Annotated in this window: 21 protein-coding genes; 7 read left to right on the top strand and 14 right to left on the bottom strand. The window is 68.4% G+C overall.

Going from position 1 to position 19,061, the window contains the following annotated elements:
* The first annotated feature begins 7 nt into the window (after positions 1-7).
* The 4 genes from D3654_RS17520 to D3654_RS17505 are packed head-to-tail and all read left to right on the top strand — an operon-like array spanning position 8 to position 2,436.
* On the top strand, positions 8-355 hold the full coding sequence (locus D3654_RS17520; protein WP_120522739.1) for a hypothetical protein: 348 nt from the start codon (positions 8-10) through the stop codon (positions 353-355).
* Positions 356-385: 30 nt separating this feature from the next.
* Positions 386-1,081: an alanyl-tRNA editing protein gene (locus D3654_RS17515; RefSeq protein WP_120522738.1), complete on the top strand. Its 696-nt coding sequence runs from the start codon at positions 386-388 to the stop codon at positions 1,079-1,081.
* A gap of 40 nt (positions 1,082-1,121) precedes the next feature.
* Positions 1,122-1,550: a hypothetical protein gene (locus tag D3654_RS17510; protein ID WP_120522737.1), complete on the top strand. Its 429-nt coding sequence runs from the start codon at positions 1,122-1,124 to the stop codon at positions 1,548-1,550.
* 1 nt (position 1,551) lies between these two features.
* Positions 1,552-2,436 (top strand): diacylglycerol/lipid kinase family protein, encoded by an 885-nt coding sequence (locus tag D3654_RS17505; protein ID WP_120522736.1) that lies wholly within the window; start codon positions 1,552-1,554, stop codon positions 2,434-2,436.
* 7 nt (positions 2,437-2,443) lie between these two features.
* Here D3654_RS17505 and D3654_RS17500 read toward each other — a convergent pair whose 3' ends face one another.
* The 11 genes from D3654_RS17500 to D3654_RS17450 form a co-directional block, all read right to left on the bottom strand.
* Entirely contained in the window at positions 2,444-2,767 is a 324-nt protein-coding gene (locus D3654_RS17500) for a hypothetical protein (protein WP_120522735.1), read from the bottom strand.
* 297 nt (positions 2,768-3,064) lie between these two features.
* Positions 3,065-3,793 (bottom strand): maleate cis-trans isomerase family protein, encoded by a 729-nt coding sequence (locus tag D3654_RS17495; protein WP_120522734.1) that lies wholly within the window; start codon positions 3,791-3,793, stop codon positions 3,065-3,067.
* 10 nt (positions 3,794-3,803) lie between these two features.
* Positions 3,804-5,243, bottom strand: a complete 1,440-nt coding sequence (locus D3654_RS17490) for an amidohydrolase family protein (protein WP_120522733.1) — start codon at positions 5,241-5,243, stop codon at positions 3,804-3,806.
* 10 nt (positions 5,244-5,253) lie between these two features.
* Positions 5,254-6,045: an aspartate/glutamate racemase family protein gene (locus D3654_RS17485; protein ID WP_120522732.1), complete on the bottom strand. Its 792-nt coding sequence runs from the start codon at positions 6,043-6,045 to the stop codon at positions 5,254-5,256.
* On the bottom strand, positions 6,042-6,728 hold the full coding sequence (locus tag D3654_RS17480) for a GntR family transcriptional regulator (protein WP_245413310.1): 687 nt from the start codon (positions 6,726-6,728) through the stop codon (positions 6,042-6,044). Before D3654_RS17480 ends, D3654_RS17485 begins: the two co-directional genes overlap by 4 nt.
* A 56-nt stretch (positions 6,729-6,784) precedes the next feature.
* Positions 6,785-8,287: an amidase gene (locus D3654_RS17475; RefSeq protein WP_120522731.1), complete on the bottom strand. Its 1,503-nt coding sequence runs from the start codon at positions 8,285-8,287 to the stop codon at positions 6,785-6,787.
* A 12-nt stretch (positions 8,288-8,299) separates the two neighbouring features.
* Positions 8,300-9,604, bottom strand: a complete 1,305-nt coding sequence (locus D3654_RS17470) for an MFS transporter (protein ID WP_120522786.1) — start codon at positions 9,602-9,604, stop codon at positions 8,300-8,302.
* Between the two features lie 365 nt (positions 9,605-9,969).
* Positions 9,970-11,313 (bottom strand): MFS transporter, encoded by a 1,344-nt coding sequence (locus D3654_RS17465; protein ID WP_120522730.1) that lies wholly within the window; start codon positions 11,311-11,313, stop codon positions 9,970-9,972.
* 255 nt (positions 11,314-11,568) lie between these two features.
* Complete coding sequence (locus tag D3654_RS17460) at positions 11,569-12,438, bottom strand: ACT domain-containing protein (RefSeq protein ID WP_120522729.1); 870 nt, start codon at positions 12,436-12,438, stop codon at positions 11,569-11,571.
* A 141-nt stretch (positions 12,439-12,579) separates the two neighbouring features.
* Entirely contained in the window at positions 12,580-13,017 is a 438-nt protein-coding gene (mscL, locus tag D3654_RS17455) for a large conductance mechanosensitive channel protein MscL (RefSeq protein ID WP_120522728.1), read from the bottom strand.
* Positions 13,018-13,206: 189 nt separating this feature from the next.
* Complete coding sequence (locus D3654_RS17450) at positions 13,207-13,992, bottom strand: alpha/beta fold hydrolase (RefSeq protein ID WP_120522727.1); 786 nt, start codon at positions 13,990-13,992, stop codon at positions 13,207-13,209.
* Positions 13,993-14,079: 87 nt separating this feature from the next.
* Between D3654_RS17450 and D3654_RS17445 the strand changes: the two genes are divergently transcribed.
* The 3 genes from D3654_RS17445 (at position 14,080) to D3654_RS17435 (ending at position 16,038) form a co-directional block, all read left to right on the top strand.
* Positions 14,080-14,472, top strand: coding sequence for a VOC family protein (locus tag D3654_RS17445; protein ID WP_120522726.1), 393 nt, complete (start codon positions 14,080-14,082; stop codon positions 14,470-14,472).
* An 80-nt stretch (positions 14,473-14,552) separates the two neighbouring features.
* Positions 14,553-15,464 carry a PhzF family phenazine biosynthesis protein gene (locus tag D3654_RS17440; RefSeq protein WP_120522785.1) on the top strand — a complete coding sequence of 304 codons (912 nt, stop codon included), beginning with the start codon at positions 14,553-14,555 and terminating at the stop codon, positions 15,462-15,464.
* Between the two features lie 142 nt (positions 15,465-15,606).
* Complete coding sequence (locus D3654_RS17435; RefSeq protein WP_120522725.1) at positions 15,607-16,038, top strand: universal stress protein; 432 nt, start codon at positions 15,607-15,609, stop codon at positions 16,036-16,038.
* A 78-nt stretch (positions 16,039-16,116) separates the two neighbouring features.
* Here the strand turns inward: D3654_RS17435 and D3654_RS17430 are convergent, their stop codons facing one another.
* Genes D3654_RS17430 through D3654_RS17420 form a run of 3 tightly spaced genes read right to left on the bottom strand, consistent with a single transcriptional unit; the run spans position 16,117 to position 19,012 of the window.
* A complete protein-coding gene (locus tag D3654_RS17430) occupies positions 16,117-17,145 on the bottom strand; it encodes a hydroxyacid dehydrogenase (RefSeq protein ID WP_245413309.1) in 1,029 nt (342 codons plus the stop codon).
* The gene (locus D3654_RS17425) at positions 17,142-18,110 is read right to left on the bottom strand and encodes a carbohydrate ABC transporter permease (protein WP_120522724.1); all 969 of its coding nucleotides are present in this window, start codon (positions 18,108-18,110) and stop codon (positions 17,142-17,144) included. Before D3654_RS17425 ends, D3654_RS17430 begins: the two co-directional genes overlap by 4 nt.
* A complete protein-coding gene (locus D3654_RS17420; RefSeq protein ID WP_120522723.1) occupies positions 18,107-19,012 on the bottom strand; it encodes a carbohydrate ABC transporter permease in 906 nt (301 codons plus the stop codon). Before D3654_RS17420 ends, D3654_RS17425 begins: the two co-directional genes overlap by 4 nt.
* Positions 19,013-19,061: the final 49 nt, after the last annotated feature.

Below are 19,061 nucleotides of genomic sequence, written 5' to 3'. Positions count from 1 at the left end.
TTCTGCCATGACAGTGAAACTCAACAAGAAAGCCTTTGACCACGCGAAGCGCCTGATCCGCGACGGGAAAACAGTCAAGGACGTCCGCGACGACTGGAGCGAGCACGCCCCTACCGCGGACGAAGAGAACGCGTTCCTGGAAAAGCACGGCTACGGCGACTATTCCGCCTGGTATCTGGGGGTGGACGACGACCATCCGGATGACCAGAAAGGGCACTACAAGTTCCCGTTCGGTGACTTCAAGAAGATCCACCGCTGCGCCGTGATCTCCGCAGAAAGCCGGGCCGCACAGTACGACCACAATGACATCCGCGAAGCGCTGGGCCAGTTGCTTGACCGCCTTGACGAGGACTGAGCCGGGGACACCCCCGCCTATGCTGGACCAATGAGCACCAGCACCGCAGCCCCCGGAATCCAGCAGGAACAGGCCTACTACGGCGACACCTACCTCTTCGAAGCCGCCGCCACCGTGGTGGCCGCCGGCACCGATGGCGACGGTGCCTGGGCCGCAGTGAGCCCCAACATCTTCCACCCGAAGGGCGGCGGCCAGCCTTCCGACGAGGGCACGCTGAACGGCGCGCCGGTGGTTCCCTCGCGCAGCGACAACGGCCTGGTCGTCCTGACCGGCGGCCCGGAACTGGAGCCCGGAACCGCCGTCGACTGCGCCATCAACGCGGAACTCCGCAAGCGGCACGCGGCGCTGCACACCGCCGGCCATGTGCTCGGCCACCTGGGCGAGTCACGCGGCTGGATCAGCACCGGGCACAGCCATTACCCCGGCCAGGCACGCTTGGACTTCTTGCCCGAAGGACTCGAGGCTGGGCTCGCCACCCCCGAGCAGCGCGAGCAGGTCCGCGCGGAACTGCAGGAAGCCCTCGACGCCGTCCTGGCCCGCGGCGGCTCGGTCAGCACCGCGATGGACGGGGCCGGGCACCGCGTGGTCACCATCGAAGGCGTCAACAGCGAACCCTGCGGCGGCACGCACGTGGCTCGGCTCGAAGACCTGGCCGGCGTCACGGTGTTGGAACTGAAGATCAAGCGCGGCGCGCTCAAGGTCCGCTACGAAGCCGAGCACGTCTAGCAGGCAGATTTGGATTCCCCCGAAGGGTAGGGTCAGAGGCATGGCACCGGAAACCGCACACGACTGGCAACCCCTGTGGCTCCTCCTCAACGACGGCGACGCGGCCCCGCCCGCGGGTGTCCTCATGACCGCCCCGCCAGGCGAGGTCAATGGCGCACCGCCGCTGGAGTCCGAGTTCGGCGTGTTCGAGGCGCCGTTGGACGAGTACGACGTCGTGGAGCTGGTCCGCTTCGACCGCCCCGTGGCGCGTGGCCGGGTGGCGTTCGGCGAAGGTTTCGCGGTCTTCGGCCCGGTCCGCGCAGTGGAGGGCGACGAGGTGGCCGCCGACCACGAGGCCGTGGTGCTGGCCCGGCTGGCGGAGGAAGCCTTCGTCGAGGGCGCCGCCGTTGTCTACGCGCCCGTGGACGCCGCAGCAGCGGCGCGCTACGAGGCCCTGGGCTGGACCCGGGCCGGCGAGCTGGCTCCCTAGCATGCGGGCCGCCGTCGTCATCAACCCGTCCAAACCCGCCGCGCAGGACATCCGCGGGGTCATCGCCCGGCTCGCGAGCGAATTCGGCTGGGACGAGCCGCTGTGGCAGGAAACGACGGCGGAGGATCCGGGCGTCGGGCAGGCGCGGGACGCGCTTGAGGCGGGGGTCGACGTCGTGATTGCCGCCGGCGGCGACGGCACCGTGCGCTGCGTGGGCGAAGTGCTGGCCGGGACCGAAACGCCGCTGGGACTCGTCCCGCTGGGCACCGGCAACCTGCTCGCACGGAACCTCGGCGTGGACGTCACGGACATCGAAGGGGCGGCGAAGGCGGCGCTGCTGGGCGAGGCGCGGCGGATCGACGTGGTCCGTTCCGTGCGCGACGGCGGCAGCGAACAGGTCTTCCTGGTGATGGCCGGGCTCGGCTTCGACGCGAGCATCATGGCCGACACCGACTCGGACCTCAAGGACAAGGTGGGCTGGCTGGCCTACGTGGACGCCGCGATGCGGAACCTGCAGGGCAAGCCGGTCAAGGCGAAGGTCAGCGTGGACGGCAAACCGGTGGCGAGCCGGCGCGTGCGCAGCGTGATGGTGGGCAACTGCGGCAGGATCCAGGGCGGCGTGGAGATCTTCCCGGGTGCCGCCGTGGACGACGGCATCCTGGACCTGATGGTGGTGGCGCCGGGGAAGCTGGGCTGGCTCGGCGTTCTCGCGGGAGTGATCGGCAGGGGCCGCAGCAAAGATCCCTCGGTGGAGTACTTCCGGGGCACGTCCGTGGACGTCATCCTGGAACGCGCCGACGATTTCCAGCTCGACGGCGACCACGAAGGCAAGGCCTCGACGTTCACCGCCCGCGTGGATCCAGGGGCGTTGCTGGTCCGGGTGTAGGGCCTGCTCAGTCCTTCTTGGTTGCCGCGAACAGGCTGCGGAGCGTGAAGAAACAGCCGAGCGCGCCGAACAACAGGGCCATCAGGAAGTCGCCGGCATAGCCCTTGACGAAGTCCGGGTTGGTGGCGAGGTTGTACGCCATGAGGTCCCACGGCTCCGGGTCCAGGATCTTCGCCAACGGTGAGCCGCCGAGGTAGGACACGGCGTCCAGCCACACTCCGCCCACGAAGGCCAGGACTGCGGTGACGGCGGTGACGGACACGATGACCCAGACGCCTTTGCGGCTGAGTGTTCCTCCCGTGCCGAGGGCGAAGATGGTTCCGCGGCCCACGTCTTCACCCTGGGTGGCCTGCTGGGGCCGGGGGAGTGGAGGCTGCGGGCCGGATTCGGAGTGCCAGCAATCTTGTGCGAGGGACGCGCGAACTGGCAGCACCTGCCCCTTGAAAGGCGTTCAGGGGTCATCTGCTGCCAGTTCCCGCCGAACAAGCCAGACAAAAACGGCCCGCCCCGCACTCCGAAGGGCACAGGGGCGGGCCGCCGTTGGTCTTCCCGGATGCCGCGCCCCGCACTCTGCATAGTGCGGGGGCGGGGCAGGTTCAGTCCGGGCGCCGGCTGGACCGATGGGGGATCAGCCAGCCAGCAACCGGCCCCACCTTGGGGCGAGCAAGGGGGCGCCGGCAAGCTTCAGGGTGTGCCACAGGGTCACGGCCACGGAGTCGAGCACGGGGACGTCCGTGCGTGACTCCACCTCCGCCGTGATGTTGGCACCGTAGAGGTTGGTGCAGAGGTAGATCAGGGCGTCGGGCTTCAACGCGGCGAGCTCCAGGGACCCGGGCAGCATCTCGGCGTCGGTGACCCGGGCGAAGGATTCGTTGTCGCTCAGGTCCAGGTGCCGGTGGTCCACGGTCTTGATGCCCTCGCGCTCATAGGACGCCACCACGGCCTCGTTCACGTCCGCCGTGTACGGGGTGAGCATGCCGATCCGCTCGGTCCCGAACTCGGAGAACGCAGCCAGGTACGCGAGCGTGGAGGTGGTGGCGGGGATGCCGGTGGCGTCCGTGATCTCCTGCACCAGCTCGAGGTCGTGGGCGGCACCCAGCCAGGACCCGGAGGTGCCGTTCCAGGCGATGACATCCACGTCGGCCGTGGCGAGCAGTTCCGCGGCGGCGCGCATGCCGGCGGCGTCGAACTGCTTGTCCGAAGAGTCGTCCAGGGCGATCCGGGTGACGTTGATGCGGGTGAAGTGCAGGGTGACGTCCGTGCGCTCACCAAGGATCCGGTAGCTTTGCGGCTCCAGGCAGGTGTTGGAGGACGGCACGATCATGCCGATGCGGACAGGGCGGTTTTCGGAAGGCAAGGGGTAACTCCTAGACAGAAACGGCGGGGGAAGCGGCCAGGGCGTCGCGGTGTGCGGTGAAGCCGTCGCGGGCCACGAAGCGGCCCACGGGGCCGGGATCGTGGAAGCCGTCTTCGTCCAGCACCACGCGTCCGGCGGAGACGACGACGGCGGGCCAGCCGTTCAGTGCCTTCCCCTCGAACGGCGAGAAGTCGGTTCCCATGTGCAGCGCGCCGCCGTCGACCTTGCGTTCCTCGGCGGGATCGAAGATGACGAGGTCGGCGTCGAAGCCTTCGGCGATGGAGCCCTTGCCGGGCACGGCGTTGATCCGGGCGGGTCCGGCGGAGAAGACCTCCACGAAGTCCTCCACGGTGCCGCCGGACTCGGTGACCAGGGCGGTGAACGTCACGGGCATGCGGGTTTCGACGCCGGGCAGGCCGTGCGGCATGAAGCGGATGTCGTCGGTGCGCTCGCGCTTCTGCGAGAGGTCGTAGCAGGAGTGGTCCGAGGACACGGTGTGGATGGCTCCGGCCGCGAGGCGTTCCTTGAGGGCCGCCACGGTTTCCGGGGAGCGCATGGGCGGGCAGCAGGCGTACCACTCGGGAAACTCGGTGCCGTAAACGGTGTCGTCCAGGGTCAGGTAGTGCGGGCAGGTCTCCGAGTAGGCTTCCTGGCCCTCGGCGCGGGCCGCGGTGACCAAGTCCACGGCACCGGGGGTGGACTGGTGCACGAAGTACACGGGCGCCCCGGTGTACTTGGCCAGGGCCAGGGTTTCCTTGACGGAGAGTTCCTCGGCCAGTTCCGGGCGGGTGCGGTGCAGGTGTTCGATGCCGATCAGGCCGTCCGCGGCGTGCTGTTCGGTGCAGTCGGCGATGATGGCGTCGTGCTCGGCGTGGATGTAGGTGAGGCCGTCCAGGCGGACCATTTCCCGCATGACCTTCAGGATGGTGTCCCCGTCGGCCATGGTGGAGCCGCGGTTGGTGGTGTACATCTTCACGGAGCGCACGCCCTCGGCGGCGAGCTGCTCCAGCTGCCACGGCACGGTCTCGTCCCAGCTGATCACGGAGCCGTGGAGGGCCACATCGCAGCGGGATTCGGCGGCCAGGCGCTTCTTGTTGAGCACGGCATCCAGCGGGGTTTCCTGGGCGTCCCGCGGGATGCCGAAGTCGATGATGGTGGTGGTGCCGCCCCACAGCGCGGCGGTGGAGGTGATGGCGAAGTCGTCCAAGGTGCGGAAGCGGCCGGTCACCTGGGCCACGTGGCAGTGCCCGTCGATGCCGCCGGGGATCACGAGCTTGCCTTGGGCGTCGATGGTGCGGGCGGCGGCCGGAACAGGCTGGGCGCCGTCGATCAGCTCCACGATGCGGCCGTCCTGCACCACGATGTGCGCGGCCTGCCGGGCCGGCCCGCCGGACAGGGGGGAGTTCACCACGGTGCCGTTGGCGATGACGAGGTCTGGGATGAGGGACATCGGTGTCCTCCTACTTCTTGGAAACGGACGCGGCCTGGGCGGCAGCCTGCGCGGTGGTGAGGGCGGCGTCGAGGTTTTCCGACAAACCGCTGCGCTTCTTGACCGGCGGCGGCGCGAACGCGCCCTGCCGGTGGAAGCCGGACTGCAGATCCACCACGGCCTCGGTCATCCGGATGCCGGCCGAAATGCCGTCCACCACGGGCACGGGGATCTGTCCCTCAAGGTCGCGGGCAAGCCCCGCGAGCGGCGCACCTGCCAGGATCACGACGTCGGCCCCGTCCTCTTCGACGGCCTGCCGGCTCAGTGCCAGGAGGGTGTCCTTGAAGTCGTGCTGCACGGACCCGATGCCGTGCAGGCCCTGCTTGATGGAGCGGATGGAGGCGAGGCGGCCGCCGAGGCCGAAGTGCTCCACGCAGTCCCGGTACCAGGCGGTGATGCGGTCCGAAATGGCGATGATCGAGAAGCGCTGGCCCTGCAGCGCCGCGGCGCAGAGCGCGGCTTCGGTGATCCCGATGACCGGGACGTCCACGAGTTCCTTCAGCGCCGGCATGCCCGGATCGCCGAAGGCCGCCACTACGACGCCGTCCACGCGGCTGCCGTCGGGACCCACGTACTCGGCAATGAGTTCGGCGACGGCGCCGGCCGCGATGAGCGATTCAAAGCGGGTTTCGATGTACTCGACCCCGTGCGGGGCGGTTCGCACGATCAGCTCGGTGTCCGGTCCGGCAGAACGCAGGGCCTCGGCCTGGATCAGTGCGGTGACGTCTTCGCTGATGTTGGGGTTGATGACCAGTAATTTCATGTTCGTTTCCGTTGCAGGGTGAGTTCGGTAGCGGGGGAGTCTTCGGGGAACTGCTCGCGGTACTTGCCGATGTGCGACGCCGACTGGGCGGCTGCGCGCTCCGGGTCGCCGCTGGCGATTGCCGCGTAGAGCTCACGGTGTTCCTGGATCAGTTCGGGCAGGTCGCTGACGTGGCGGAAGAGCCAGTGCATGCGGCCCTGGAGGGGTTCCAATGCCGAACGGAGGAAGTTGTTGTTGGCGATGGCCGTGATGGCGTCGTGGAATTCGCTGTTGGCCCGGTGCGCTTCGAGGATGGAGCCCTTGGCGAGGAAGCGTTCGGCGTCGTCCAGCAGTCCGGAGAGGCGCTTGAGGTCCTCCTCGGTGGCGCGGCTCGCGGCCAGCCGGCAGGCGAGCACCTCGAGTGATTCGCGGACGTCGAACAGGTCTTCAACGTCCTTGGCGCTCAGGCCTGCCACCTCGGAGCCGCGGGAGGCACGGTCCCGGATGAGGCCCTCCTGGCGCAGCATGCGCAGGGCTTCCCGGATGGGCAGGCGCGATACGTTGAATTCGGCCGCCAGGTCACGCTCCACCAGGCGGGTGCCGGGGGCGTAGTGGCCTTCGAAGATCCGTGAACGGAGGGTGTCCCGCACGGCCTCGCGCAGGGGGCGGTCGGAGGCGGGGGTTTCTTCTGCTGCCAGCATCATTGCTCCATTCGTGGGGTTTTTAGCGACTTTACGTCCTCGGCGGCATTCATCACGCGTCAGTCCCGCCCCGTGCTGCTGGATGACACTGCGGAAGCGGAGGAGCTGTATGCCGGAGGCGTGAGCCGGCCGAACGCCTTTTCCAGGGCGACGGCCACGGCCAGCACTTCGCGGTCGCGGTAGGGCCGGCCCACCACCTGGATGCCCACGGGCAGGCCGTCGTCGGACAAGCCGCACGGAACCACGGCCACGGGGAAGCCCAGGATGCTGATGGCCCGGCAGCAGGAGCCCAGCTCGGTCCACGGGATGTCCTTGCCTTCCACGGTGAAACTCGGCTCCCGCGGATCCGACGCCGGAACGGAGGCCACGGGGAGCAGCAGGATGTTGTGCTCCTCCATGGCGGCCAGCACCTCGGCCCGGATGGCGTCCCGTTCCGCCGCGGCCTTGCGGTATTCGACGACGGAGGCCGGCTCACCGAGCAAGCCATGCAGGTGGGCGCCGAGTCCGTCCTCGCGGCCGGCGGCGAGCTCGGCCACCTCGGGCATTCCCTCGGCGGTGCGCAGCGCCACGAAGGCAGCCGCGGCCCGTTCCAGTCCCGGCGGGCGGCCGTGCGTCACCGGAACGCCCAGGCCCGCGAGGGTCTCGGCGGCCGAACGCAGCACGGACACCAGGTCCGCCCGCACCGGGTGGGTGCCTTCGTCTTCGAACCAGGCGGCGCTGAAGCCGTCCAGGCTCTCGAGCGGGGCACCGAGCGGCACCGGCACCGTGGAGGGGTCCACGCCGTCGGGCCCGGCCAGGATCCCGAGCAGCACGCCCAGGTCCTCGGCGCTGCGGGCCAGCCACGCCACGCTGCCCAGGCGGTGCAGGGCGGACATCGAGTTCGGGGCGGGCAGGCTGCCGTCCGCCGGCGGGACGTACGGGAGCAGGCCCGTTTCGGGGATGAGGCCCACGGTGGGGCGCAGGCTGGTGATGCCGGTGCAGTGCGCGGGCCAGCGGATGGACCCGCCGAAGTCCGTGCCCAGTCCGAAGGCGCTCATCCCGGAGGCGACGGCGGCGCTGTCGCCTCCGGTGGAACCGCCCGAGGTGAGCGTGGTGTCCCAAGGGTTCCAGGTTTCGCCGAAAAGCGGGTTGCGGCTGTGGGTCTCCACCGCGAACTCCGAGCAGTTGGTCTTGCCGAGCAACACCGCACCTGCCTCCTGCAGGCGCCGGACCGCCGTCGCCGATTCCGCCGGGATGTAGTCCCCCAGGAGGGGACTCCCCGCCGTCGAGCGCAATCCCTTGACCGCCAGGGTGTCCTTCACGGTGAAGGGGACCCCGTGCAGGGGGCCGAGGAAGCGGCCCTCCGCTGCGGCGGCGTCGGCGGCCTCTGCCTCTTCGCGTGCCCGCGGGTTCGGGGTGACGATGGCGTTCAGTCCGGGATTCGCCTCGGCGATCCGCGCCTGGTGCAGTTCCAGGCACTCGACGGCGGTCAGCCGGCGCTCGCGGAGGGCGGCGGCCCACTCCACCATGGAGAGTCCGGTCAGCCGGCTGCTGTCCACGGAAGGCAGGACGGTGTTGTTCATTGTCAGGACTTTCTATCGGATGGCCGCGGGGGCCTTGGCACCGGCGTCGGTCATGGCGATCTTGGACGTCTCCTTGGCGATGAAGACGCAGTAGACCATGAGCAGCAGGGTCGCGGAGAGGTAGCCGGCCACGGAGAACCCGGACGTGGTGAGGGTGATCAGCCCGAGCGCGATCATCGGGGCGAAGCCGCCGCCGAACACGCCTGCCAGCTGGAAGCCCACGGCCGCACCGGTGTAACGGACCTTGGTGGGGAACAGTTCCGGGATGAAGGACGCCACCGGGGCGTACATCGCGGCCACGATCACCAGGCCGATGGCCGGGGCGATCAGCACCAGGAACGGTTCCTTGGAGTTGAGCATGGCGATGAAAATGAAGCTGTAGATGATGCCGGCAACCGCGCCGCCGATCATCACCGGGCGGCGGCCCACCTTGTCACACAGCGCACCGAAGAGCGGGATGGCGATCATTTGCGCGACGGCGGAAATGGTGGAGGCTGCCAGTGCCAGGCTCTTGGGCATGCCCAGGTGTTCGGTGCCGTAGACCAGGATGAACAGGGCGAAGATGTAGAACGCGATGTCGCTTCCGATGCGGGCGCCGACGGCCAGGGCCAGGGCCTTCTTGTAGTGCGCGAAGACGTAGAGGAGGGGAGCCTTGACCTCTTCCTGCTTCTTCGCTTCGGCCTTCTTTTCGGCTTCCTCGAAGACGGGGGATTCGGCGAGCTTCATGCGGATGTAGAGGCCGATGGCCACCAGCAGGAAGCTGATGAGGAACGGGATGCGCCAGCCCCAGGCCATGAAGGCGTCCTTGGCGAGGGTGGCCGTGAGGAGCGTGAAGATGCCGGTGGCAAGGAGCAGGCCGGTGGGGGCCGCGCTCTGGACGAGGCTGCCGAAGAAGCCGCGGCGGCCGCTCTTGTCCGATTCGGTGACCATGAGGGCGGCGCCGCCCCATTCGCCGCCGATGCCGATGCCCTGCAGGAAGCGGAGGGCCACCAGCAGGATGGGAGCCCAGATCCCGATGTTTTCATACGTGGGCAGGAGGCCGACGGCGGCACTGGCCAGGCCCATGAGCAGCAGGGTGGTGACCAGGACGTTCTTGCGGCCGATCTTGTCGCCGAAGTGGCCGAAGACGGCGGCACCGAGCGGGCGGACCACATAGCCCACGGCATAGGTGGACAGGGCCAGGATCAGGCCGATGGCGGGGTCCGAGCCGGGGAAGAACAGGACGGGGAAGACGATGGATGCTGCGGTGCTGTAGGCGAAGAAATCGTAGTACTCGAGCGTGGTGCCTACGAAGCTTGCTGCGACGACCCTCTTCATTGAGTTTCCGCCGCCCTTCTTCGTGGCTGGCGCGGAACCGGCTGATGCGGAACCGGCTGATGCGGAACCGGGGGTCTGCTTGCCTTGGGTTTGGGAGTTGATCGACACGGGCCCTCCTGGGCGTTGCGACTGGCTCATCGGATGAGCGTTTTACTTGCAAAAGGCGGTGGGCGAGGCGGTGGCTCTCGATGCCCTTACATGTGCTTCCGGATGAACGGGCCGGAGGCGTTCGCGGTGAGGAGTTCGTCCTCGAGGTGTCTGTTTGGGATCCCAAATATGACGGTAAGTTCTTGCGACCTTGCTGTCAATGGTTTGGGATCCCAAACGGGTACTGCTTTGGTGTTGTTGCGGTGAAACAGCCGGGGTTAGACCGGGAGGCGCTTGCTGTAGTCGAGCGTCAGGACCGAGATGCCCATGATCACGGCGGATGCCACGAAGTAGAGCAGGGCCCAGGTGTAACCGCCGGTGGCGCCCACGATGAAGCCGACGGCGATAGGCGTGACCATGCCGGCGATGTTGCCGCTGAGGTTCATGGCGCCGCCCAGGACGCCCGCATTGGTGCGGCCGCCCAGCGTTGCCGGAACGGCCCAGAACAGGCCCACCCAGCGGAGGAAGAACAGCACCACGGACAGCAGGACGACGGCGGTGATCGGGTCCGGAACGATGGTGACGCCCACCAGGCCGCCGACGACGACCGCGGCGGAGATGCCCAGCAGCGTCCGCATGACCTTGTTGGCGGAAGCGCCGGATTCGCGCCACTTGTCCGCGATGGTGCCGCCGAGGATTTCACCGACGAAGCCGGCGCCGAAGATCACGAAGGTGGACCAGCCGATGGTCTTCAGGTCGAAGCCCTTGGCCTGGGACAGGTAGAGCGGGCCCCAGGTCAGGAGGCCGTAGAACACGCCGTTGAAGCCGAGCCAGCCGAAGCACATGGCCCAGAAGGAGCGGAACTTCATGTACGGGACCAGACCGCGGCGGGTGGTTGCACCCTGGGCGGCGGCTGCCTCGTCCTCGGCGCGGTGCGAGGCTTCGATGTAGTCGGCTTCGGCCTCGTTGACGGCCTTGTGCTCGCGGGGGTTGTCCCGGACGTACCACCAGATGACAGCACCCAGCACAACGGTTGCGATGCCGGCGATGATGAAGGCCATCCGCCAGCCGCCGGCGGCCGCGATCAGCCAGGCGATGAGGATGCCGCCCACGCCCGCGCCGAGCGGAGCGCCGGCGTCGAGGATGGTGGCGCCGCGGCCGCGTTCCTTGGAGTGCATCCAGAGTGCGTTGAGCTTGCCGCCGGCCGGCATGACACCGGCCTCCGTGACGCCGATGGCCATGCGGGCGATGAACATGCTCAGGAAGCCGCCTGCCATGCCGGACGCCGCCGTGGCAGCGCCCCAGCCGACGCAGGACGCGGTGACCATCTTGCGCGGGCCGAACTTGTCGATCAGCCAGCCAACGGGAACCTGCATCAGGGCATAGGTCCAGAAGAATGCGGAAAGCAACAGGCCGACCATCTCGGGGCCGAGGTTGAATTCCTTCTGGATGATGGGCAGGGCCACCGAGATGGAGCCGCGGTCGATGTAGTTGACCGCCACCAGCACCAGCAGGAGGAGGAACAGCTTCCATCGGACGTTGCTGCGGCGCTTGCCGGCAACACTGCCTGCTTGCGGACGTTCGGCTTCCGTGGTGGTGGACGGGGAATTCTGGAGAGACACGCTTCTCCTTAGTTTTGGGGGGACTGGAATGCGGAGGAGTTGGGGGATTCGCGTTCACGAACCGGCAGGCGCCCGTTGCCGGAGGTTCGGCGGCAAGGCGGCGGTTCTGCCGGACAGGGATCGATAAACAGTTGGGTCTTTTGGGATCCCGTCTTGGGATCCCAAAACAAAACTAGGTGTGAGCTGTCCCACTGTCAAGGGTTTTCTGTGCGCCGGCTCACCCAACCAAATGTGACCGAAGTGGCCGTTCCGCCTTCACGCCGTGCCGCTGTGTCCGTGGGCCAGGATCTCGGCGAGCTCGGCCAGCCGATGGGCCCGGGCGGACTCGGCCGGGGTGAATGGCTCGCCCGGGCGGGAAAACACGAGCGGCCCGTGCCATGCGGTGGGGACCTTCAGCAGCGTGCCGGGATCCGGGGCTGTGCCGGACTGCCCGACGGCGGCATCTGCCTCGGGTGCCTGCGCTTCGCTTCCGGCGGGAACCACCTGCGCGGACAGCAGTTCCGCGACCGCGAGGGCCAGTTCGCCCGGGTTGCCGGCCACGCGGGCGGCGATGCTCAGCGCCTTGGTCTGGCCGTCGGCCATGGCCAGCGCGGTGGTGGGCCAGACGTGGGAGTCCAGGCCGCCGCCGTCGGACAGTGCTTTCAGCAGTTCCTGTTCGCCGAGGTGGCCGGGCGCGGAGAGCACGAACTCGTCCAGCACCTGGCCGTCCATCGGATGGACGTGGATGCTCAGGATGTTGGTGTCCAGGCGGGCTAGTTCCTGGGTGAGTTTCTGGAGGGCGCCGGGCTGGTCGTGCACCAGGGTGCGGGCCCGCCAGAGCGCCGGGGCGGAGTGCAGCCTGCGGCGGTGCCGGAGCGCGGGGGCGTGAAGCCAGCCGCGCAGCATCCGGGCGGCGGACGGCTCGGCCACCCAGATCACCAGGGCCGTGGCCGTGACTGTCAGGAGCAGCACCTTGGCCACGTAGGGCAGATGCGTTTCCACGACGAGCGCGTGGACCAGCAGTTCGATGGGGAGCATCGCGGCGATCTGGGCAACTGTAACCCTGGCCTTGGGAGGTTCGGGCATTCGGCCGCAGACCTCACAGCTGAGTTCTGCGGAGGCGGACGTCTGCTGCTTGGCTCTCATGCCCCCATGGTGCACGGGCGGTGTTTCGCGCCCGTTGCCGCCCGGCTACGAATGTGGAGCTTAAACGAAGGGGCCGGCAGCGCCCCTTGCGGGGGCTGCCGGCCTTTGTCCTGGCGCCTGCGTCGGCGGCGCGTGATCCGCTTAGCGGGTGAGGTCCGAATCGCGGGATGCGCGGTTGGCCGCGGCCAGCTCGCCGAGGAAGTCGCGGATTTCGACCAGCAGTTCGGTGTCGGTGGGCTCGGGGATGGCTTCCTCTTCGCTGCCGCGGCGGTTCTTGACCATCGCGTTGAACTTGTTCATGGGCGCCACGAAGATGAAGTACACCACGCCGGCGGTGATCAGGAACGTCACGAAGGCCGTGATGACTGCCCCGAAGTCAACGAACGTGGCGGGGTTTTCCGGCCAGATCCGGAAGCCCAGGCCGCCCGCGTCCACGCCGCCGGCCGCGGCGATGACCGGGTTGACGATGTTCTTGGTGAACGCCGAGACGAGCGCGGTGAACGCGGTGCCGACCACCACGGCGATGGCCAGTTCGATCACGTTGCCGCGAAGAATGAAGTCCTTGAATCCCTTGAGCATGAAGAGTCCTCCGGTGTTGTTGGGGGTGATTCCGCGCCGGCACTGCGTTCGGCTGGACGAGGGCACTTCGGCGTGCCGGGGCGCGGACGGCGGCCTCCAGGACGCCCCGCGCAACAGATACCAAAATATCATTTCCGGTGGGGTGTCGGCGGGGCTTCCGCCGGGCTGTCGCCAGCTCTCCGCCGGGCCTCAGGCCGACCTGGCTCCGATGAATTGCCGGATCCAGGCCACGGTTTCCGGGTGGTCCAGGTGCAGTCCGTGCCGGGCTCCCGGAACCTTCACGAGCGTGGAGCGGCGGATGCCCCGGTGCAGGAGCACGGCGTCACCAAGGGGAGCGAGCGCGTCCTCGGTGCCGTGCAGGATCAGGGTGGGTGCCCGGATCGCGCCGAGTGAATCCCAGGCGTCGTGCTCGCGGCTCGCCTGGAAATGCCGCGCCTTGGACCAGGCCGACGCCCTGGTCCCGAAGAAGCCGCGCACGGCCGCGGGATGTTCCTGCGCCCACGCCGGATCGAAGAACAAGGGCGCCATCAATTCCGGGTCGCCGCTCAGCAGGGTCTTCAGGGCCGCTTCGAAAGCAAGCGCGTCCACCTCGGCATCCGTCCGCCGTCCGCCGCTGGTCGCCGCCAACACCAGGGCACGGACCCTGCCCGGGTGGTCGATCGCAAGCCACTGCGCGATCCTGCCGCCCATCGAATGCCCGTACACATGGGCCGAGCCGACTCCGGCGGCGTCAAGCACGGCGGCCGCGTCCTCGGCCAGCAGCCGGGTGGTGTACCGCGCCGGATCGCCCTTGGCACTGCCGCCCACGCCGCGGTGGTCGTAGCGGATGACGCGGAAATGGCGGGCAAGCGCGTCCGCCGTCGGCCCCCAGCCGGCCATGCCCGTTGCCTGGCCGGCGAGCAGGAGGAGGGGGTCGCCGTCGCCCGCTTCGTCCCACAGCAGTCCGGCGCCATCCGGGGCCGCGGCAATCTTCACCCGGTCACTGTAGCTGCCGGGGCTGCGGGTGCGCCGTGGCGCAGCACACGCCTTGATTCGGTCCGGGCACGATCCTAGGGTCGGGGCATGCTGATTGTCGGTTCCATCGTCATCCGCGTGGAGGACCTCGCGGCCCAGATCGGTTTCTGGACCCGTGCCCTGGACTACGTCCTGCGGGAGCCGCCGGAGGACGACTTCGCGCTGCTGCAGCCGCGCACCGGGCAGGGGCCGAACGTCTCGCTCGACGCCGTTCCCTCCCTCCGCGTGCTGCCGCCGCGCATCCACCTGGACCTGTATGCCGAGGACCAGGCCGCCGAAGTGCGGCGCCTGGCGGACCTCGGGGCGCGCGAAGTCGAGTGGAGCCGCAGGCCCGCGGACGCGGACTACGTGATCATGGAGGACCCCGAAGGCAACCGCTTCTGCGTGGTGGATGCCGCGGGCTGGTCGGGTTGGGCGAGGATCTCCACCCAAACCAGTTAATCAAACTGGCTATGTTTTTCAAGGCCACTTTCGGCCTACCGTGGATGCTGAACCCGGTCACGCACAGGAGGAACAGCACCATGGCCAACTACGAATTCACCCAGGTCGACGTTTTCGCGCCCGGCCCCAAGGCTGGCAATCCGGTGGCGGTGGTCCACGGCGCCGATGGCCTCAGCAGCGAACAGATGCAGGCCTTCGCCAACTGGACGAACCTGTCCGAAACAACGTTCCTGCTCGCGCCCGAGCACCCCGAAGCCGACTACCGGCTACGGATCTTCACCCCGCGCAGGGAGCTCCCCTTCGCCGGGCATCCCACCCTCGGTTCGGCGCACGCCTGGCTGGAAAACGGCGGCACAGCCCGCGGCAGCGACATGGTGGTCCAGGAATGCGGAGCCGGCCTGGTGCCGCTGCGCCGCTCGGGGGAGGACCTCTCCTTCGAGGCGCCGCCGCTGGTGCGGTCCGGGGAGCTCGAGCCGGAGGTCTTGGCCGAGGCGGTGGCGGCCCTGCGCATCGATCCGGACCAGGTCCTCGGCAGCAACTGGATCGACAACGGGCCCGGGTGGCTTGGCATCCGCCTGCGGTCCGCCCAGGAAGTGCTGGACGTGCGGCCGGACTACGCCGGGATGGGCGAGCTCGCCGTGGCCGTCATCGGGGCGCATGACGTTGACGGGGCCGACGGCGGCGGTATTCCGGGCGGATCGGCCGACGGCGGCCCGGTTCCGGGCGGTGCTGCTGCCGGCGGCGCGCCGGCCGACTTCGAGGTCCGGGCCTTTGTGCCGGGCCTGGACGTAAACGAGGACCCTGTGACCGGCAGCGCCAACGCCGGCCTCGCTCAGTGGCTCCTCGCCGAGGGCGTCACCGACGGGAACTACACGGCACGGCAGGGAACGGTCCTCGGCCGCGGCGGCATCATCGAAGTCAGGAACAAGTCGGGAGCCATCTGGGTGGGCGGACGCAGCCGCAGCGTCATCAAGGGCAGCGTCAGCCTGTAGCTTCCGGCTCGCGGGCATCGGACCGCCTCGGCGGGAGACAGGAACCATGACGCTGTTCACAGCTCCGGGGGATACCGCGTACGCGGTGGGTTCCACGCGGTAGCTTTGAAGCGGGAACCCAACACCATGAAGGAGAAAGCACATGCCGGAAATCGTTGTCGTCGGAGTTGATGGAAGCGAAACCGCAGTCAAGGCGGCGCAGACGGCCAGGAACCTTGCCGCGGCCCTCGGCGCCAAGCTGCACGTGGTCACGGCGTTCGAAGGCGACCGGGTGTCGCTGCATGGCGCAGGCAGCGAGCGGGCCATCGTGTTCGGTGACCCGGGCCGCGAAGCCAAGGCAACGGCGAGCAAGGTGGCGGCACTCCTGGACCAGGAAGGCGTGGAGATCGAGGCGTTTTCCGCCGTCGGGAACCCTGCGCAGGCCCTGATCGCCCACGCGGAAAACCACAACGCCACCGTGATCGTGGTGGGCAACCGCCGGATGAAGGGCCTGGCCCGCGTCCTGGGCAGCGTCGCCAACACCGTGGCCCACAAGGCCCCCTGCGACGTGTACATCGCCGACACCGTCGAGTAAATACCCCAGCGCGAACGTACAGTTGAGGCCCCGAATCCGCGGATTTTGGGGCCTCAACTGTACGTTCGCGCTCTGCTTTTAGGCCGTGAACGCCAACTCTTCCGCCTTCACCTCGAAGCGCAGTGCCTCGCCACGGGCAGCCCGGTAAGCCTCGTCGATGGCGCTTGCCGCGAGGCGTTCGAGCTCGGTGCCGAGGGAGCCGGCCAGGTGCGGGGTGAGGAGCACGTTCGGGTTCGTGTAGAAGCCGGAGTCGGCGGGGAGCACCCAAGGGGTGGTCACATCGAGCACCGCGTAGATGTCGCCTTGCTCGAGGCGGCGCAGCAGCGCCTCCTGGTCCACGAGTTCGCCGCGGGAGGTGTTGATGAAGGTGGTGCCGGACCGCAGCCGGGCGATCAGCCCGGCGTCGAACATGTGCCGGGTGGCGGGCAGCGACGGCGCGTGCAGGGACACGACGTCGGACGTCGAAACGAGCTCCTCCAGCGCCACGAGTTCGACGCCGAGCGCGGCGGCCTGCTCCGGGGTCACGAACGGATCGGCCAGGACCACCTCGAGTTCGTACGCCGCCAGCAGCCGGATCACGTGCCGGCCGATCTTCGACGCGCCGATGATCCCCACCCGCTTGCCGTAATTGCCCATGTCCGGGAACAGCCCTTCGGGGTCGACGGCGGCCCGCGCCCCGCGCAGTTCCCGCGCGATCTGCAGCACGCGCTTGTTCGCCAGCAGGATCATGGCCATGGTGTATTCGGCCACGGGGATCGCGTTGGCGTCCGCTGCCGTGCTGACCTGGATCCCGCGGTCCCAGCATTCGGGACCCACGTGGTGCTTCACGGAACCCCCGGCGTGCAGCACGTACCGCAGCCGCGGCGCGGCATCCAGCACGGCACCGTCGATCATCGGGCAGCCCCAGCCGGTCAACAGCACGTCGGTCTCGGCTAGGAGCCGCTTCGCCTCGGGGGCGGAAAAGTCGGTGATCGGCTCCGGGCTGAGCAGGTGCAGCGGCCCGGTCACCGTGGCGAGGCGCTGCGGCGGGAACACTTTACGCCCGACGTCGGCGGCCATCGCGAGTGCGACGTTCAGCGGGCGGGCGGCCGGCTTAGCTGTGCTCACTTGACGCTCCCTGCGGTCAGCCCGGACTTCCAGAAGCGCTGCAGCAGGATGAACGCGAGCAGCAGCGGGATCACCGAAAGCAGGGACGCCGTGATGACCATGGGCGTGAACTCCGGCTGCGGGATGGAGTAGCCCTGCCAGATGGAGATGCCGACGCTGACCGGAAGCAGTTGCTGGTCCTGCAGCATCACCAGCGGGAGCATGAAGTTGTTCCACACTCCGACGAACTGGAAGAGGGCGATCGTGATGAAACCAGGCATCATCATCGGCAGGCCCAGCGAGAAGAAGGACCGGATCGGTCCCGCCCCGTCCACGCGGGCCGCTTCCAGCGTTTCATCCGGAACATAGGACGAACTGTAGACCCGTGCCAGGTACACACCGAAGGGGTTGCAGAGTACCGGGATGAGGATGGCCCAGACGGTGTTGCTGATCCCGAAGACCGAGGCCAGCAGGTACATCGGCAGCACGGTGGCGGTATTCGGGATCAGCACGCCCAGGAGCACGAAGCCGAACCAGGTCTTCTTGCCACGGAACTGGAACTTGTCGAACGCGTAGCCGGCCATCACCGAAATCAGCCCGCCAAGCACGGCCCCGAACGCCGCATACAGCACGGAGTTGGCCATCCAGCGGAAGAAGATCCCGCCGTCCTGGCCGATCACCGCCGAAATGTTCTCGAGGAACGCGAAACGGCCCAGCGAATACGCGGGGGTGCCGTAGAGATCGGCGGTGTCCTTGGTGGCGGCGAAGAAGAGCCACAGCACCGGGAGCACCATGTAGGCGCAGCCCAGGACCAGCAGGGCATTGACGGTGAAGGCGCTGGCGAAGCCGCCCTCGCGGGAGAGTCGGTTGCGGCCGGGACGCAAGGGCCGCTTGCCGCCGTCTGGGTTCCTGCTCTGCCGGGAACTGTTCGCTCCGGTGCCGCCGGCGCGCGGGCGGGGCGGGACGCTGAGGGTCTCGGTGCTCATGCTTTGTTCATCCTGGAACTGAATCGGGTGACGGCCAGGGAGAGCCCGGCGGCCAGGAGGGCGATGATGATGGACGCGGCAGCGGCCTGGTTGAGGTTGTGCCGGTTGAAGGCGGCGTCGTACGCCCACAGGTTGGGAACCCAGGTGCTGGTGACCGAGGCGGTGGCCTTGGAAATGATGGAGGGCTCGGTGAAGAGCTGCAGCGTGCCGATCACCGTGAACAGGATGATGACGCTGAGCGCGGGCAGGATGAGCGGGAACTTGATGCTCAGGGCTGCCCGGATTTCCCCGGCGCCGTCCACGCGGGCGGCTTCGAGGATTTCGCGGGGGACGGCCTGCAGGGCGGTGAAGAGGATGATGACGTTGTAGCCGGTCCATTCCCAGACGGCGATGTTCACGATCGAGGGCAGGACAAGGTGGGCGTCGAGGAAGTTGAGCTGGATGCCGCCGCCCTGGAGCGCCTGGACGAGCGGGCTGACGCCCGGAGTGTAGAGGTACGCCCAGATGAGGGCGGCGATCACTCCGGGGACGGCGTGGGGCAGGAAGACCAGGAGCTGGAAGAGTTTGCGGGCCCGCGCAACGGTGGCGTCCAGGAGCAGGGCGAAGACGACGGCGCCGCCCACCATGCAAGGAATGTAGATGAGGCAGTAGAGGGCAAGGCGGCCCAGGCCGCCCGTGAAGGTTTCGGACTGGAAGACCTGGACGTAGTTTTCCAGGCCGACGAAGGACGTCTTGGTTCCGCCGAATCCCAGGCCCGACTTTTGCTGGGCATAGAAGCTCAGCACCAGCGAGTACACCACGGGGGCGATCATCGCCACGGCGAAGACTCCGAAGAACGGGATGAGGAACAGGGCGGCGGTGCGGCCGCCGGTGCCGGACGTGGAGCGTGTCTTTGGGGCCATGGGGTTCTCCTGTGGGGGTGGCGGCGCCGCGGGATGTTTGCCGCGGCGC

Source organism: Arthrobacter celericrescens (assembly GCF_003614925.1).
GTDB lineage: Bacteria > Actinomycetota > Actinomycetes > Actinomycetales > Micrococcaceae > Arthrobacter > Arthrobacter celericrescens.
Note: the sequence above shows the minus strand (reverse complement) of the source record. Positions and strands in the feature narration are given on the sequence as shown.

Bases quoted from the DNA above. Each gene is read 5' to 3' on its own strand.
- D3654_RS17485 (WP_120522732.1), bottom strand. From the start codon at position 6,045: ATGAAATTACTGGTCATCAACCCCAACATCAGCGAAGACGTCACCGCA.
- D3654_RS17435 (WP_120522725.1), top strand. From the start codon at position 15,607: ATGCCGGAAATCGTTGTCGTCGGAGTTGATGGAAGCGAAACCGCAGTC.
- D3654_RS17475 (WP_120522731.1), bottom strand. From the start codon at position 8,287: ATGAACAACACCGTCCTGCCTTCCGTGGACAGCAGCCGGCTGACCGGA.
- D3654_RS17490 (WP_120522733.1), bottom strand. From the start codon at position 5,243: ATGTCCCTCATCCCAGACCTCGTCATCGCCAACGGCACCGTGGTGAAC.
- D3654_RS17440 (WP_120522785.1), top strand. From the start codon at position 14,553: ATGGCCAACTACGAATTCACCCAGGTCGACGTTTTCGCGCCCGGCCCC.
- D3654_RS17420 (WP_120522723.1), bottom strand. From the start codon at position 19,012: ATGGCCCCAAAGACACGCTCCACGTCCGGCACCGGCGGCCGCACCGCC.
- mscL (WP_120522728.1), bottom strand. From the start codon at position 13,017: ATGCTCAAGGGATTCAAGGACTTCATTCTTCGCGGCAACGTGATCGAA.
- D3654_RS17480 (WP_245413310.1), bottom strand. From the start codon at position 6,728: ATGATGCTGGCAGCAGAAGAAACCCCCGCCTCCGACCGCCCCCTGCGC.
- D3654_RS17510 (WP_120522737.1), top strand. From the start codon at position 1,122: ATGGCACCGGAAACCGCACACGACTGGCAACCCCTGTGGCTCCTCCTC.
- D3654_RS17470 (WP_120522786.1), bottom strand. From the start codon at position 9,604: ATGAAGAGGGTCGTCGCAGCAAGCTTCGTAGGCACCACGCTCGAGTAC.
- D3654_RS17515 (WP_120522738.1), top strand. From the start codon at position 386: ATGAGCACCAGCACCGCAGCCCCCGGAATCCAGCAGGAACAGGCCTAC.
- D3654_RS17445 (WP_120522726.1), top strand. From the start codon at position 14,080: ATGCTGATTGTCGGTTCCATCGTCATCCGCGTGGAGGACCTCGCGGCC.
- D3654_RS17520 (WP_120522739.1), top strand. From the start codon at position 8: ATGACAGTGAAACTCAACAAGAAAGCCTTTGACCACGCGAAGCGCCTG.
- D3654_RS17425 (WP_120522724.1), bottom strand. From the start codon at position 18,110: ATGAGCACCGAGACCCTCAGCGTCCCGCCCCGCCCGCGCGCCGGCGGC.
- D3654_RS17460 (WP_120522729.1), bottom strand. From the start codon at position 12,438: ATGAGAGCCAAGCAGCAGACGTCCGCCTCCGCAGAACTCAGCTGTGAG.
- D3654_RS17505 (WP_120522736.1), top strand. From the start codon at position 1,552: ATGCGGGCCGCCGTCGTCATCAACCCGTCCAAACCCGCCGCGCAGGAC.